The sequence below is a fragment of the Kitasatospora purpeofusca genome, from assembly GCF_036010405.1.
Taxonomy (GTDB): domain Bacteria; phylum Actinomycetota; class Actinomycetes; order Streptomycetales; family Streptomycetaceae; genus Kitasatospora; species Kitasatospora purpeofusca.
In genome coordinates this window covers 9,716,160-9,730,336 of the sequence record NZ_CP108561.1, presented here as the reverse complement: position 1 = coordinate 9,730,336, position 14,177 = coordinate 9,716,160, and the positions used below count along the sequence as shown (strand labels likewise).

At 69.6% G+C, this 14,177-nt stretch carries 12 protein-coding genes and 3 pseudogenes; 5 read left to right on the top strand and 10 right to left on the bottom strand.

All coding sequences use genetic code 11. From position 1 onward, the window contains the following. Nucleotides 1-9: 9 nt before the first annotated feature. The 3 genes from OG715_RS42155 to OG715_RS42145 are packed head-to-tail and all read right to left on the bottom strand — an operon-like array spanning nt 10 to nt 1,488. Nucleotides 10-264 carry a hypothetical protein gene (locus tag OG715_RS42155; protein ID WP_266271894.1) on the bottom strand — a complete coding sequence of 85 codons (255 nt, stop codon included), beginning with the start codon at nt 262-264 and terminating at the stop codon, nt 10-12. After that, on the bottom strand, nt 261-911 hold the full coding sequence (locus OG715_RS42150) for a hypothetical protein (RefSeq protein ID WP_266271895.1): 651 nt from the start codon (nt 909-911) through the stop codon (nt 261-263). The genes OG715_RS42155 and OG715_RS42150 overlap by 4 nt, the downstream gene beginning before the upstream one ends. 4 nt (nt 912-915) lie before the next feature. After that, entirely contained in the window at nt 916-1,488 is a 573-nt protein-coding gene (locus OG715_RS42145; protein ID WP_266271896.1) for a hypothetical protein, read from the bottom strand. A 220-nt stretch (nt 1,489-1,708) separates the two neighbouring features. On the opposite strand from OG715_RS42145, the gene OG715_RS42140 reads away from it, so the two are divergent. After that, nucleotides 1,709-2,602, top strand: coding sequence for an IS5 family transposase (locus tag OG715_RS42140; RefSeq protein ID WP_266271897.1), 894 nt, complete (start codon nt 1,709-1,711; stop codon nt 2,600-2,602). Here OG715_RS42140 and OG715_RS42135 read toward each other — a convergent pair. Next, nucleotides 2,583-3,086, bottom strand: coding sequence for a hypothetical protein (locus OG715_RS42135; RefSeq protein ID WP_266271898.1), 504 nt, complete (start codon nt 3,084-3,086; stop codon nt 2,583-2,585). The genes OG715_RS42140 and OG715_RS42135 overlap by 20 nt on opposite strands. Nucleotides 3,087-3,203: 117 nt before the next feature. Between OG715_RS42135 and OG715_RS42130 the strand changes: the two are divergent. Further along, nucleotides 3,204-3,641, top strand: a pseudogene (locus OG715_RS42130) (ISL3 family transposase); the annotation flags it as partial. A 731-nt stretch (nt 3,642-4,372) separates the two neighbouring features. Here OG715_RS42130 and OG715_RS42120 read toward each other — a convergent pair. The 6 genes and pseudogenes from OG715_RS42120 to OG715_RS42095 all read right to left on the bottom strand — a co-directional run. Next, nucleotides 4,373-5,572 (bottom strand): hypothetical protein, encoded by a 1,200-nt coding sequence (locus tag OG715_RS42120; protein WP_407661079.1) that lies wholly within the window; start codon nt 5,570-5,572, stop codon nt 4,373-4,375. A 325-nt stretch (nt 5,573-5,897) separates the two neighbouring features. Further along, nucleotides 5,898-7,040 carry a thioester reductase domain-containing protein gene (locus OG715_RS42115; RefSeq protein WP_266271900.1) on the bottom strand — a complete coding sequence of 381 codons (1,143 nt, stop codon included), beginning with the start codon at nt 7,038-7,040 and terminating at the stop codon, nt 5,898-5,900. A gap of 382 nt (nt 7,041-7,422) precedes the next feature. Further along, a complete protein-coding gene (locus tag OG715_RS42110) occupies nt 7,423-7,884 on the bottom strand; it encodes a hypothetical protein (RefSeq protein WP_266271901.1) in 462 nt (153 codons plus the stop codon). Then, nucleotides 7,868-8,878, bottom strand: coding sequence for a class I SAM-dependent methyltransferase (locus OG715_RS42105; RefSeq protein WP_327064243.1), 1,011 nt, complete (start codon nt 8,876-8,878; stop codon nt 7,868-7,870). Before OG715_RS42105 ends, OG715_RS42110 begins: the two co-directional genes overlap by 17 nt. 180 nt (nt 8,879-9,058) lie before the next feature. Beyond that, a pseudogene (locus OG715_RS42100) lies at nt 9,059-10,303 on the bottom strand (aminotransferase class V-fold PLP-dependent enzyme); the annotation flags it as partial. A 402-nt stretch (nt 10,304-10,705) separates the two neighbouring features. Beyond that, nucleotides 10,706-11,008, bottom strand: a pseudogene (locus OG715_RS42095) (IS701 family transposase); the annotation flags it as partial. A 451-nt stretch (nt 11,009-11,459) separates the two neighbouring features. Here OG715_RS42095 and OG715_RS42090 point away from each other — a divergent pair. The 3 genes from OG715_RS42090 to OG715_RS42080 all read left to right on the top strand — a co-directional run bounded on the left by OG715_RS42090 (nt 11,460) and on the right by OG715_RS42080 (nt 14,174). Then, nucleotides 11,460-11,918 carry a hypothetical protein gene (locus tag OG715_RS42090; protein ID WP_266271902.1) on the top strand — a complete coding sequence of 153 codons (459 nt, stop codon included), beginning with the start codon at nt 11,460-11,462 and terminating at the stop codon, nt 11,916-11,918. Between the two features lie 157 nt (nt 11,919-12,075). Continuing rightward, complete coding sequence (locus tag OG715_RS42085) at nt 12,076-13,140, top strand: zinc-binding dehydrogenase (RefSeq protein ID WP_266271903.1); 1,065 nt, start codon at nt 12,076-12,078, stop codon at nt 13,138-13,140. Nucleotides 13,141-13,154: 14 nt separating this feature from the next. Then, nucleotides 13,155-14,174 carry a 3-oxoacyl-[acyl-carrier-protein] synthase III C-terminal domain-containing protein gene (locus OG715_RS42080; protein ID WP_266271904.1) on the top strand — a complete coding sequence of 340 codons (1,020 nt, stop codon included), beginning with the start codon at nt 13,155-13,157 and terminating at the stop codon, nt 14,172-14,174. Nucleotides 14,175-14,177: the final 3 nt, after the last annotated feature.

Sequence of the window (14,177 nt, the reverse complement as noted above, 5' to 3'; positions counted from 1 at the left end):
CCCTGGCCATCAGTGGGGCCCTATATGGCCGCCTATGGGGAGCTTGTCACGACCGCTGTCAAGGGAGACAGCGATGAGGAAGCTGGTCTTCCCGGACCCGTTGGAGTCCTCCTTGGGGCCGAGGCCGGAGACCGCGATGAATGTCTCGGGGACGATTGGGACGGGGTGCGAGGTGAGCCTGGCGATGTCGAAGGTCTGCACGGCGACGAGTTGGCGGTCGCCGACGAGGCCCCGTGGCAGGTCCGAGGCGGGCGGGGTGGTCATGGCGTCTCCCGTGTCTCACGGTCGGGGGCGGTAGCTGGCGATGCCGGGCGGGGGGCTCGCCGGCGCCGGATCGACTCGGCGAGGGGGCCGGCGGGGTCGGCCAGCAGGATGAGCTCTTCGAACAGCTCGCTGCCCGCCGGTTTCGTCAGGCGCAGGAACTGGTGGCCCAGGACGTAGCCGGCCTTCGTGTGGCGGACTAGGTCCGCGTCGGCAAGTCGCTGCAGAGCGCTGGTGACGACTCCGTCGGGCACCCGGCTGTCTTTCAGCTCCTGCACGGGCACGGGCGTGCCGCGGGTCCAGGGTTGGTCGGGCAAGGTGGTGCCCGCGGCCTGGGGAATGGCGACGCTGTGGAGCAGGACCAGGGTGAGGACGGCGCGGTCGTCGCGCGGCAGGATGCCGATGCCTTCGTGCACCAGACGCTGCCTGATGTCGTCGTCGTAGCCGGATAGGTAGCCGCCGCCCACGGCGAGCAGGGTACGTCCGGACGCGGCCAGGACCTGTTCCACGACGACCCTCAGCGCAGTCTCCGCGAGGGCGCGGTAGTGGGCGGGGCGCACCGGCAGCCGGGCGGTCTCCACGGCACAGACCGCAGCGCGTACGTCCGCCCGCCGGTTGTGCGGCAGGGCGTCCAGCGACGGTACGTCCACCGGGTCACTCCTTCCCCGGGCCCGGGCCGGGCAGGACGTCGTAGCCGCTGCGGAGTTCGGCGATGTCGCGCTCGGACCACAGCGCGGCCATGGGGCCGAGGCGGATCGTGCCGTCGCCCTCGTCCGGGGCGAGGTAGCCGCAGGCGCGCAGGAAACGTACGGCGGCAAGGAAATGCGAGGCGCGGCCCAGTGCTGCGATGCCTTCCCTGGCGGCGAGGGTATCGTGGAGCGGGACCAGAGTGGTGATGATGTCGTCCTGCCTGGCGGCCTGCCCCGGATACAGGGGCTGACTGCGGTCGGGCCAGCAGTGGCGGATACAGGCAGCGAGAGTGACCAGACGGAAAGCCGATGCAGGACGGCGCACATCGCTGTCGTCCAGGCAGCCGTTGGCCGGTTCGACGTCGGAAGCGAAGGCGAGCATCAGTTCACGGGCTTCGTCTGCGGTGACGACGTCGGCCAGGCGGCGTTCCACATCGTCGACGGCGCAGCGCAGTTGGGCGAGCTCTGCGTGGTCGGCGGGGACCGGGAAAGTACGCAGGGCCCGGGCACGCGCCAACAGGTAGGGGTGGTCATTCATGAGGGATCTGCCGGTGTGCTCTGAGAAGCGATTCCCAAACCGGGGAACCCGGCTGCCGGTCGAGCTTCCGCGCGGATCAGCCTCGTTCAGGTGATCACTCCGCGGCCGGCGCATAGAAGAAGGGCCTCCTGCACAGTTCGGTGATGTCGAGTCAACGAACCAACAGGAGGCCCTGGTGTCCCACTGTGGCGTGCTCGCGCCGTCCGCGTCCAGTTCCGGCATGTCGTGCGATTGCCTCGCACACCGACTCGGGAATGCCGCCGACCAGCCCGGCCGGACCCGCCGCTACGGCTCCGACCTCACCGACGCGGAGTGGGCGATCGTGCGGCCGCTGCTGCCGGTTCCGGCCTGGATGAACGGACGCGGCGGGCGCCCGGAGGGCTTCTGCCACCGGCAGATGATCGACGCGGTGCGCTACCTGGTCGCCGAGGGCGTTCGCTGGGCCGGCCTGCCCGCCGACTTCCCCAAGTGGCGGGCCGTCTACCGGTTCTTTCGCCGCTGGCGCGACAACGACTTCATCAAGGAGCTCTACAGTCGACTGCGCAAGCACCTGCGCGAACTGGCCGGGAAGAAGGAGGAGCCCACGGCCGCGATCATCGACTCACAATCGGTGAAGGCCGACGCCACCGTCGGCGCGGCCACCCGCGGCTACGACGCCGGAAAGAAGATCAACGGCCGCAAACGGCACATCGCCGTGGACACCCTGGGCCTGCTGCTGGTGGTGATGGTCACCGCCGCTTCGGTCAAGGACAACGACGCCGGCCGCGACCTGCTGGAACAACTGCGCGCCGAACACCACCGCATCGCCCTGGTCTGGGCCGACGGCGGCTACACCGGCTGGCTGGTCGCCTTCGCCGCGACCGTCCTGGCCCTCGCGCTGACCGTCGTCAAGCGCAGCGACGACGCCACCGGGTTCGTCGTGCTGCCGCGCCGCTGGGTCGTGGAACGATCTTTCTCCCACCTGATCCGGGCCCGGCGCCTCGCCCGGGACTACGAGACCCGCATCGACAGCGCCGAGGCGATGGCCTGGTGGGCCGCGAGCATCCCGGCCACCCGCCGCCTGGCCCGCTCCGGCCGGCCCGCACCCCGCCGCGTCAAGCGGTCCGCGGCCTGAACAACCCCGGCCGCCCCTCGCTCAACCAGCCCCGCTCCACCAGCCGCTTCGCCCGGAACCGAGCCGCCTGCTCCTTCGCGTCACCCGCGAGCCAGCCCAGATCCTCGCGCATCCGCCGAGCCCGCACCCCCTCCCCACCACTGGCCGCATCGCGCTCGACCAGGGCAACGATCCGCGCGCAGTCCGACGGAAGCACATCAACCCCCAACCCCTCGGACCAGACGGGGACTTCGAGCCGCGGCCCGGCAGCACCCGCAACCGGCTCCACCACCGGACCGCCAGCAGGCGCCCCGGTCACCGCGGCCTCATCGGCCAACTCGGCCAAGGCAGCGACGGTCTCCTCCCGGGCGATGACCGCGCGCCGCGCGGCCTCATCCGCCTCGACCACAGCAGCCTGAAGCCGCTCCAACTCGGCCCGCAACTCCCCCGCACGGGCCAGCGCCACCCGCTCGCGCAGCTCCAGCACCCCCAGCACCGACGGCATCCGCCACCTCCAAGCACGCCCCGCACCGACACAGACGGACCGAGCATGCCTACCGAGCGGCGGCCACATACCTCACCTGGGAAAACGTGACCCTACCTTCGGTTTGGGAATCGCTTCTCACGCCACGCGTTGTGGAAGAACCCCGAGGACCTCACGCCCCGCCAGCAGGTCAAACTCGCCTGGATCGCGACCAACGACCCCCGCTTGCACCGTGCCTATCTGCTGAAGGAGGGCCTGCGCACGATCTACCGGATCGCCGCCGACGAGGGCGTCGAGGCCGCTGTGAAGGCCCTGGACCGATGGCTGTCCTGGGCTGTCCGGTCCCGCCTTCCGGCCTTCACCGACCTCGCCCGCAAGATCAAGCGCCACTACGAGGCCATCCTCCACGCGATCGTCGAGAAGCTGTCCAACGGCCTGATCGAGTCCACCAACACCAAGACCCGCCTGATCATCCGCAGAGGCTTCGGCTTCCGATCCGCCGAGGCCGTCATCGCCCTCGTCATGCTCTGCCTCGGCGGCAACCGCCCCACCCTGCCCCGACGCCAACTCGCATGACCAGACCCACAGGTCCAACACAAGAGCCCGTTTTCACCGGTCCGTCCGTGCACAGCACCGCGTCCGTCAGCTCGAAGAGCGCGTCCGGGCGAGCGTACAGGCAGTCGTAGAACTCAACCCGAAAGCGGGACAAGATGCCCAATGCGTCGCTCGTGGGCGGGTCAAGGGGGAGACTCATATGCAGCGGCCGTTCTCTTGGGCTTCGTGACTCGACATCTCGAAGCGTGGAGAACGGCCGCCTCCGCTGTCCCGGGAAGAACCGCAGATCAGCAGGTCGGGTGACCTGCGAGGTTAAACAAAAAGGTCAGCGTCTGCCCGGTCGACGCCCCTTCGGCCTCGGCAGCGTGCTCCCAGCCCTGCAGCGTTCCTTGATTGGCCCCGATCGCCTTCGCGACCGCCGCGAACGTCTGCCGGCTCTCCGCGGTCCGGCACAGCCCTACGGGGTCAAGACGGGTCTCGTCCGAGTCCTTCGACTGATACCCCGTCCGGACTTCTCTTCCGTGGGTCGACCAGATCCAGGTGTCAAGTGTCCGCGTCGCGGGGCAAGCCTGCTCCAGGTACGATCCCCGCGGGCGCGTGCAGCGGCGACCGCCGCGTCACAGACCCGGGGTCGTCCCTGTGGGTGTTGCCCTGCGCGGTTGGGCCGTCGCCGTTTCGCTGTCCTCTGCTGTGCCGCCGTGCTGTGGGTCGCCTGCCCTCCGAGGTGGCGACCCACAGCCGTGGTCGTCCTGTTACGGGGTGGTGACCCGGTTCCAGGTCGAGGTGGGAGGGCCGGCGGTCTTGGCGCCGTCGGCGGCGAGGTCGATGTCGGCGTAGAAGACACCGAGGGCGTAGCCGTCGCCCTGGGTGTTGACGGTGTAGGTGAGGTCGGTGTCGCCGTTGCGCAGGAAGCGGGAGATGTTCCAGCGGTTGGTGTCGTAGCCGAAGTTGTTAGGGGACGCGGGGTTGCGCGGGAAGGTTCCCGCGGAGCCGGGTGCGCCGACGGTGGAGTTGAAGGCGTCGTCCGCCGGGTGGTCGGTATCGCTGAACCGGGTGAGCGGCCCGTTGGTGGACTTGAGGTCCAGGGTGTCGCCGTTCCACTTGTGGTCGCCGTCGTAGACGACCCAGCCGAGGTGCCCGGTGACCGGGCCGCTGGCGGGCGTGTGGAGGCCTCTCAGGTTGCCGGACAGGGCGGGGCTGTTGGGCAGCTGCGGTTGGAAACCGTCCCAGACGTGGACGTGGCGCAGCGGCGCGCAGGGGTCCTCGTAGGCGATGACGATACTCCAGCCGCCCCAGCTGTGGGGTTTGACGACGGAGTTCATGTTGGCCCCGGTGTAGGTGCCGGTGCCGTGCTGCTTGACGAGGTCGGTGATGTCGGCGGAGGCCTGGTAGCTGCTCTCCTCATCGGTGGTGATGTAGCCGATGGAGGGCTGCTGGTTGGCGATGTTGGTGTAGGTATTGTCGCCGGGGAGCTTGAGGTAGATCTCGTCGATCTCGCTCTCGGGCAGGACGGTGTCGCCGATGCCGCGGGTTCCGCCCCAGTAGAGGCGCGCGTACTTCACGGTCGAGCCTGCCGGTAGCCGCAGGTCGGCGGAGCTGGCGGAATAAATGGCGTCGCCGAGCGGGCCGACGGCGCCGGGGTCGATGTTGACGTACTTCATCTCGTAGTTGTTGTTGATCGGCCGACTCCCGGCGCCGGTGCGGGCCTGCTCGCAAGGGGCCTCGGCGGGGTCGACGGGCGGCTTGGTCTCGTCACAGGTCATCAGGGCGTTGCCGATGTGGGTGACGGATCCGGGGAAGTCGCCCTGGTAGCGGGTGGTGAAGGGCAGGCGGTTCTCGGTGATGGTCGTCGCTTCGCGCTTGCCTTGGGAGGGTTCGGTGCCGCGGGAGTGGGCGGAGGGCGCGGCCAGGACGCAGGTGGCCGAGGCTACGGCGATCGCCACGGCCAGCATGTGACGGGATGGACGGGTGGGGCGGAGCAATTGGGCCTCCAGGGCAGGGTCGTTCGTCGGGATGGGCCTTACGCAACCACTGTCCGGTGCGTTCATCTGCCGATTCGGCTGGATGAGGGCGTGTTCGAAGCACCCTGGCCCGACCGCAGCAGGCGCCTGTACTCCACTTCCAGCTCCAGCCGACGCTTCCGACCTCACAGGCCCATCAACACACCGATCATGATCAAGGAGTGCTGCGAATCGCACTGGTCAGCAACCATTGACGAACGGACAGGCGAGAACCCGAATGCCACAGAAGATGATCACCGAGGGTGAGCTGGCAGGCTCAGGTCGGCTTGGGCAGTGTGCCGGCGCGGTGCAGGGCTGCGATCATGCGGTCGAAGTAGGCGCTGTCCAGCGGGGCTGGTTCGGGCCGGCCGTCGGTGAGTGCTGACCAGGTTGCCTCGGAGCGCATCCATGGCGCCTGGTGCTCGGCATCGTGAGCGATCAGGAATCGTGCGAACTCGCTCATTCGAGCCAGTGGCAGGGGCCGGCCGGTGGAGCTGTGTTCCTGCACCTGGCGCCACCAGATGTCGGGCGGCACGGTGGTGAGGCGGTGTCCTGCCCGGGTCATCGCGTCTACCGCATCGAGTACCCGGACGGGTTCGGGCCGGACGAGATGGAACGTGCGGCCGGGTGCGTCGTTGCGCAGGGACAGGCTCACGATGGAACGTGAGACCACGTCGGCGGCCTCGACGGGTCCGTGGCCCGCCTCAGTGGGACGGGTTCCCAGCACGGCGCATGCCGTCAGCATCGGCAGGAGCATGTCGGACGGGGAGGTATTGCCGGAGCGTGAGTCCGCGAGGACCATTCCCGGGCGGTAGACGGTCAGTTTGATCGTGCCGCGCTCGGCGGCGGCCCGCAGGACTTCTTCGGCAGCGGCTTTGGTCTGCGGATAGCCGATACTGCCTGCCGTCTGTCTGGTGGGGTTCGTGTTTTCGTCCGGTGCGTCGATGCCGGCGGCGCGGGCGTTGATGAACGCGCCGAGGGTCGAGATGTAGTGGAACGGCATCGGGATGCCGGTGAGTGCGTGGCGGCGTTCGGCGAGCGCAATCAGGGCCCGGGTGCCACCGACATTGGCCGCCTGCAGTTCCTCGTACGGTTTGGCGAGGTGGACCTTGGCAGCGCAGTGGAAGATCCCTTCGACGGTCCGAGCGAGTTCGTCCAGCCGGTCGGACGCCAGGCCGAGGCCCGGCTGGAGGATGTCGGCCTGGACGGCGACGAGGCGCTCGTCAGGGACGGGCCTCAGGTCGGGGTGGTCGAGCCGGGCTCTCAGGCGGTCGGCCGCCGTGGTTTCGCCCTTGGCTCTGACCAGGCAATGGATGACGGCGTCGGTCTGGACCGCGAGATCGGCGCAGACCCGGCCTCCAAGTGATCCGGTGGCGCCGGTCAGGAGCACGGCGCGCGGGGAGCTAGCGGTGGTCGTCATGGGAAGTCCTTCCTCGCCGTGCTGAGGTCAGTGCTGGCTGCGCGCGGCGCCCAGGGGCCGAGCCCAGTCCGCTACGTGCTTCGATCTTGCGGGCCGCACGCGAGTCCCGCGAACTCGGAGGTGGCCGGACGGGCTCTCGGGGGTGAGGAGGTGGAGGTCCCGATGTGAGTCAATGCTTGCCCAGTCCACGCCGGCTCGGCTTTGCGGCGTGCGCCCAGTGCCGCAGGGTCTCGTGATTGGCCCCGATCTCCTTCGCGACGGCCGCGAACGTGCGCCGGCCCTCACTCGTCCGAGTGCTTTGACGGACGTCCCATCTGGACGTCCCTTCCTGGATCGACGAGATCCAAGCGTCAGGGTGCCCACGTAAAGGGGTAAATCTCAGTCATCCGTCGGGCCCGGGTTCGATCTCGTCCGGCCCGTGGGCCCGGCAGCGTTTTTGGGCCGCGACCGCGACGACGTACCAGACCGTGGGGGCGGGGTCGCCGGGATCCTGGTGGGCCTCGGCGTGGATCACCGTGCCGTGGTGGAGTTCCCCGAGGATGCGCACCGTGGCGGTGAGCCGGTGCCCGTAGTGCAGGGCCTGCGACCGTAAGGCCTGGGGCAGGGCCGGCTCCTGGCGGAGCCGGTCGGCGTGGTCGGCGGCGTCGTAGCGGTCGGCGCCGCTTCGGCGCAGCTCGACCAGGGCGGCGGCGAGTTGCCGGTAGGCGTTCGGGTGGGGTGCGTTCGGATGTGCCCGCCACTGGCTGTACAGGCACTCACCGAGTTCGTGCGGGCTGAGGCCGCAGAGGTCGGAATCGCTGCGGCCCGAGCCAATATCCGACGGTTCGTCAGGGGCGCAGTTCATAGACGACGGCGCGTGGCGTGTGTGCGGCGCGCCGCCAGCGGATGAAGCCGGCTTCTTCGGCGATCGCGCGCAGAGCGGCTTCGCCGGGGTGGTTCCCGAGTGCCAGGGGACCCTTCTGGGCGACGGCGGCCGGCAGGCAGATGGCGGTGGACAGCGCCATGAAGAGTCGGCCCTCGGGGTGGGTGTTGCGGTTGGGGTCGGCGTCGGCGTTGGGTTCGACCAGCATGACGGTGCCGTCGTCCTTCACCAGCCGTCTGGCGGCTCGCGCGGCGGCGAGAGGATCGCCCATGTCGTGGAGGCAGTTGAAGAATGTCACCAGGTCGTAGGTGTTTTGGTCGGAAGAATCGGCGGGAGCGAGTTCGGCGGCTGCGGCTGCGGTGAACCGCACGTGGTCGTCGAGTTCGCGTTCCTCGGCGATGATGCGTGCGCGGTCGATGGAGGGCTGGTGGCAGTCGAAGCCGCTGAACGCCGAGCGGGGGAAGGCCTGGGCCATCAGCATGGTGGAGTAGCCGACGCCGCAGCCGATGTCAGCGACCCGCCCGCCAGCGCCGAGGCGTTCGACCACGCCGTTCAGGGCGGGCAGCCAGACGGGCACAATGTTGGCCCGGTAGGCGGGGCGGAAGAACCGGGCGACGGCCTTGAACATCTCCGGCGGGTAGTCGCCCCAGTCGATCCCGCTGCCGGTGCGGAAGCAGTCGGCGAGCCGGTCCTCGACCGCGTACAGCGAGCGGAGAGAACCGAAGATGCCCACCCCGGCCGTCGGCGCGTCCGCGTCGGCGAGCACCGCCGCGTGCGGTTCGGGAAGCCGGTAGCCGGCTCCGTCGGCGGCCCCCTCGTCGCGGGTGAGGTAGCCTGCCCCGACCTGAGTGTGCAGCCACTCGCGGAGGTAGACCTCCTGGGTTCCGGTCCGTTCGGCCAGTTCGGCGCAGGTCAGCGGCCCGGCCCCGGCCATCGCCCGGTACAGGCCCAGGCGGTCGCCGATCGACACCGACAGGCCGTTGGCGGCGGTCGCCGCGTCGGCCAGGACCTGGGAGAGGAACGCCCGCTCGTCGGCACCCGGGGCCGGTGCCGCCGTGACCGCCTCGTCCGGCTCTTCTCGGCCCCGCTCGGCCGCCGGGCGGGGCTCGCCCTGCGGCGCCGGTACGGCGTGGACGGTCGGCTCGGCGAGTTCGGCCAGCGCTTGGGTGAAGGCGTCGACCTCCTGCTCGGTGGTGTAGAGGTGGAGGGAGGCCCGGGTGGTGGCGGGCAGTCCGTAGCGCAGACAGGCCGGGCGGGCGCACAGGTGGCCGACCCGGATCGCGATGCCGCGCCGGTCCAGGAACTCCCCGATGTCGTCGGGGAAGTGGCCGCGCAGCGCGAAGGAGATCGCCGGGCCGCGATCGGCGGTGTCGGCGGGACCGACGATCCGGACCCCCTCAATGGCGTTCAGCGCCTCCAGCGCACGCCGGGTGAGCCTGTGCTCGTGCTCGGCGGTCCTCTCCCGGCCCAGGGCCTCGAGATAACCGCAGGCGGCGGCGAGACCCACGGCCTGCGCGATCATCGGAGTGCCGGCCTCGAACCGGGCGGGCGGCTCGGCGAAGGTCGAATAGGCCATGGTGACCTGCTCGTTCATCTCCCCACCGGACTGGAACGGCGGAAGGGCGGCGAGCACGTCCGAGCGGCCCCACAGCACACCGATGCCGGTGGGCCCGCACATCTTGTGCCCGGAGAAGGCCAGGAAGTCGACGCCGAGGGCCGCGACGTCCAGCGGAGCGTGGGCGATCGACTGGCAGGCGTCCAGGAAGGTGAGCGCGCCGACCTCCCGGGCCCGCCGGACCAGCGGCGCGACGGGGTTGACGGTACCGAAGAGGTTCGACTGGTGGGTGAAGGCCAGAACCCGACATCGCTCGTCGACCAGCTCATCGAGGCGCTCGAGGTCCAGGCGCCCGTCGGCAGTGACGTCCAGCCAGCGCAGTTCCGCCCCGGTACGCCGGCACAGGTCCTGCCAGGGCAGCAGGTTCGAGTGGTGCTCCATCTCGGTCACCACGACGCGATCCCCGGGGCCGAGGGCCAGCGACCGGTACTGGCGCTGGCTGCTCCCGGCGTTCGCGAGGGCCCCGGCGACCACGTTGATCGCCTCCGAGGCGTTCTTGGTCAACACCACCTCGTCGGTGTCGGCCCCGATGAAGGCCGCGATCCTGGCCCGGGAGGTGTCGAGCAGCGCGGTCGCCTCGCGGGCCAACTCGTGGTTGCTCCGGTGCACATTGGCGTTGTGCAGCAGGTAGAAGTCGCGCTCGGCATCCAGGACCTGCAGCGGCTTGTGGGCGGTGGCGGCGTTGTCCAGGTAGACCAGCGGGCGACCATGCACCCGGCGGCCGAGGATCGGGAAGTCGCGGCGCACGGCCGCCACGTCGAAGAGACCGCCGTCGGCGGCGGTCAAGGCGGTGGTGAGCGCGCGGTGGGCCGCGCAGGAGCAGTCGGTGGTTTCGGCAGGGGGCGTCACGGGGCACCTCTGGGCGACGGGGTGCGAACTCACGCGCGTTCGCTGCGCACAGAGTTCGCCCGCCGCCCGATGCTGCCAAGGGCGTGCGACCGGGCGTACTGCAGCAGATGACGGCGTGCGACTGAAGCACGTGCGCCCTGGCCGCCTCAGCTTCGTACCCCAGGCTCTTTCGCGTGCGACACTTGGCCGGTACCTCGCACAGTGTGCACCGGCGCACCTGAGCGAATGGTCGGCGGCGTCTCGGCACGGACCGATTCTCCTCGGCCGGCACCGTACGGGGAGCACGGGGAGGGGCCACCCGGGCACTGCGGTGAGCAGAAGGAGGCCCGGCCCGTATGAGGTCCTGGATGGCGTCGAGGACTCGGTAGAAGGTCGGGTCGGCGTCTCGGCCTTTTTTGGGTCGAGGCGCCGGAAGGTGAGGAAGGCGTGGGCGGCGGTGACGAGGGTGACGTGCTGGTGCCAGCCGCGCCGGGTGCGGCCCTCGAAGTGGTCCACGCCCAGTCCGTGCTTCAGCTCGCGGTAGTCGTGCTCGATGCGCCGGCGGACCCTGGCCAGGCGTACGAGGCGGCGGATCGCGGTGCCGAACGGCAGGCTTGTGAGCCAGTACTCGGTGGGCGCGCTCGGGCCCACGGGCCAGTCGACGGTCGAACGGAACATCCCGCGGAAGGCCACGAGGTATTTCGCCTCGGAGACGAACTGGTGATGAGCGGTCCGATTGCGACCACAGGAAGGCTGGGACCGCGAACGTAGACGACGAGGCGTTGTTCGCCGTGATCGTCTTGGCGCCGACGACCAGGTGCGCGGCCTCGATCCGGTATACAGCCCGACAATTCTTAACGCCCTGAGCGTGCAGGGAGTCTGTACCAGCGGACATGGTGCGGTGATGCTGAGAGCACAGGACGCCTGGGCCGCTGCCTTGGTCGTTGCAGTGTCAGAACGCCTGCGGGAACCGGTCCTTTCCCTCGAGGAGAGATGCCCCATGCACCGAGACGTCTCTCGCCGCACCCGTGCGGCCACCCTCTGCACCGCAGTGTTGACCGCTGCTGGCGCGTGGATCGCGGCCTCCCCTCCCGCCGCGGCAACCACCGCCCTCGTGACGTGCCCACTCGGTACGGAGAGCATCACCTACACCCCCGGACTGAAGCTGCCCGCCCTTCCGCCGGCGCCTCCCAACCCCTCCGTTTCCCTGAGCTCCACCGGCACGCTCGCCGCCTGCGTCTCCCTTGACCTGCACCACACCTCCGGAACGATCACCTTCAGCGGAGGCGGGCCGCTCACCTGCTTGGGAGGCAACTCCTCCGGCAGCGGCCGGGTCACGTGGGCCAATCCCGGCACCACACCTTCCGACTTCGCCTTCACCGGCGGCGTGTCGGTACGACCGGACGGGGTGACCGTGCTGGTGCTGACGGGAAGCGTGACCGCCGGGGACTTCACCGGAGCTGCCGTGGTCAACACCATCGTGCTGGCCAGCACCGACCTGACCGCCTGCCTGACTCCCGCCGGCCTCACGACCAGCTCCGGACCCATCACCCTCACCCTCGCTTCCCCCTGATCGCGTCGAGCCCGCCTGCGGGCGCAGGTGCATAGGGGCCCTGGGCCCGCAGGCCGCTTCTGGAGCGAATCAGCCTGGGGAGCGGTAACCCGCACAACTGCCTCGACGGAAGCCATTACGGCACTCATCAGAAGAACGCATCCCGCGGAGGTGGCACATGGCGCTCATGAAGGCGCTTGCGTTCACTGCGACCAACAGGGTCGAGATGATCGAGAAGCCCATCCCGGTACCCGGCCCGAATGACGCGGTGATCCGCACGACGACGTCGAGCATCTGCACTAGTGACGTCCACACCGTCAGCGGCGCACTGCCTGTGCCGACCGGCCGGGTCCTGGGCCACGAGAGTGTCGGGATCGTGCACCGCGTCGGCAGCGAGGTCCGCCGCTTCCGCGAGGGTGAGCGGGTGGCGGTCGGCGCCATCACGCCCTGCGGGCGTTGCAACTACTGCCAGAGCGGACACGCCACACAGTGCGGCGGCATGCTCGGCGGCTACCAGTGGACCCGCGAGCGCGACGGCAACCTCTCCCAGTACTTCGGCGTCCCCGATGCCGACTACAACCTCGCGTACATTCCCCCGGCCCTCTCCGACGAGCAGGCCCTGTACGCCACGGACGTCCTGAGCACCGGCGTCGCCGCAGCCGAACACGCCGCCATCCCCGTCGGCGGAACTGTCGCCGTCTTCTCCCAGGGTCCAGTCGGCCTCTGCGCCACCGTCGGCGCCCGCCTGCTGGGTGCCGGCTTCGTCGTCACCACTGCGACCCGGCCGGAACGGGCGCGCCTGTCAAGCCAGTTCGGAGCGGATGTGGTGATTGACCCGCGCCGCGAGGACGCCATCGAGAGCATCCGCTCACTGGTGGGCGCGGACGGCGTCGACTGCGCCATCGAGGCGCTCGGCACCCACGAGACCTTCGAGCAGTGCGTGCGGATCACCAAGGCCGGCGGGACCGTCGTCAACGTCGGCTATCACGGCTGGCGCAGTCAGGCCCCCCTGCCCGTCCCGGTTGTCTCCTTCGGTCTCGGCATGGGCGACAAGACCATCCGGGGCGTCCTCGCCCCTGGTGGGCGCGAACGGCTCACCCGGTTGTTCCGGCTCATGGAGACCGGCCGCGTCGACCCCACCGCGTTGACCACGCACCGGATCCCGTTCGAGGACGCCGTCCGGGCATTCGAGTTGATGCGTACGAAGGGCGAATCCATCATCAAACCCCTGATCACCTACTGAGATCCGAGGACCCGGTGACCACCAAGGACCTTCGGCCAACGGCCGGCATTCTGGGCTGCGGCCATCAACTCCCGAGCCGTGTAAGACGCAACGACGACCCGGTCTTCGACAACCTCGACCGCTCCCGCAACCCCCAAGGCATATACCAGGCCGACATGTTCCGTGGCCTGGACCGCCGCTACCTCCTCGGTCCCGAGGAGGAGGTCGAGGACCTGATGGCAGCCTCCTGCCGACAGGCCCTCGATACTGCCGGGGTCGAGGCTGCCGGCGTCGACCGCCTCTACGGCTACGCCTCCGTGCCGCGCTTCCAGGCACCCAACACCCTCTACCGCCTGCACCACCGGCTCGGGCTGCGCGAGGACGCCATCGTCGTCCCGGTCAACAGCGAGTTCACCAACTTCATCCTCGGACTGATCCAGGCTGCCGACACGGTCAACGCCGGCCACGCCCGGCACTGCCTGGTCAGCTGCGGCAGCAACTGGACCCGACACATCGACTACACCCGCGGCCACGCCACCGGCATCGGTGACGCCGCTGGCAGTGCCTTGGTCGGCCCCAGCGAGCGCTTCGTCATCCTCGACCACGCCGGGTCCACACTCAGCGGCCTATACCACGCGCTGACCATGGGCTTGAGGACGGTGCAGTTCAACGGACGCATCCACCTCCCGATGCTGGAGGCCACCGGCCTGCCCGCTGCCACCTTGGAGATCAACCAGAGCGGCATCGAAGCCCTGTCCAGCGCCATCAAGGACGGCGTACCAGAACTCGTCAGCACACTCCTCGCCCGCCACGGCATCACCGCCGACCGCATCGCCCTCACCACCCATCAGGGCGTGCGGCTCTTCCTCGACCACTGGGCGGACCGCATCCAGCCCATGGAATACCTCGAAACCCTCGCGGACTTCGGGAACATGATCGCGGCCACCTACCCGGTCAACCTCTCGCACTTCTTCGAGCGCATCACCGCCGAATACCTGGTCATGGTCGGCATCGGCGCCGGCATGCACATCACCGCAGTCCTCCTGCGGGTCTGATCC

Bases quoted from the DNA above. Each gene is read 5' to 3' on its own strand.
- OG715_RS42155 (WP_266271894.1), bottom strand. From the start codon at position 264: ATGACCACCCCGCCCGCCTCGGACCTGCCACGGGGCCTCGTCGGCGAC.
- OG715_RS42145 (WP_266271896.1), bottom strand. From the start codon at position 1,488: ATGAATGACCACCCCTACCTGTTGGCGCGTGCCCGGGCCCTGCGTACT.
- OG715_RS42140 (WP_266271897.1), top strand. From the start codon at position 1,709: ATGTCGTGCGATTGCCTCGCACACCGACTCGGGAATGCCGCCGACCAG.
- OG715_RS42135 (WP_266271898.1), bottom strand. From the start codon at position 3,086: ATGCCGTCGGTGCTGGGGGTGCTGGAGCTGCGCGAGCGGGTGGCGCTG.
- OG715_RS42120 (WP_407661079.1), bottom strand. From the start codon at position 5,572: ATGCTGGCCGTGGCGATCGCCGTAGCCTCGGCCACCTGCGTCCTGGCC.
- OG715_RS42115 (WP_266271900.1), bottom strand. From the start codon at position 7,040: ATGACGACCACCGCTAGCTCCCCGCGCGCCGTGCTCCTGACCGGCGCC.
- OG715_RS42110 (WP_266271901.1), bottom strand. From the start codon at position 7,884: ATGAACTGCGCCCCTGACGAACCGTCGGATATTGGCTCGGGCCGCAGC.
- OG715_RS42085 (WP_266271903.1), top strand. From the start codon at position 12,076: ATGGCGCTCATGAAGGCGCTTGCGTTCACTGCGACCAACAGGGTCGAG.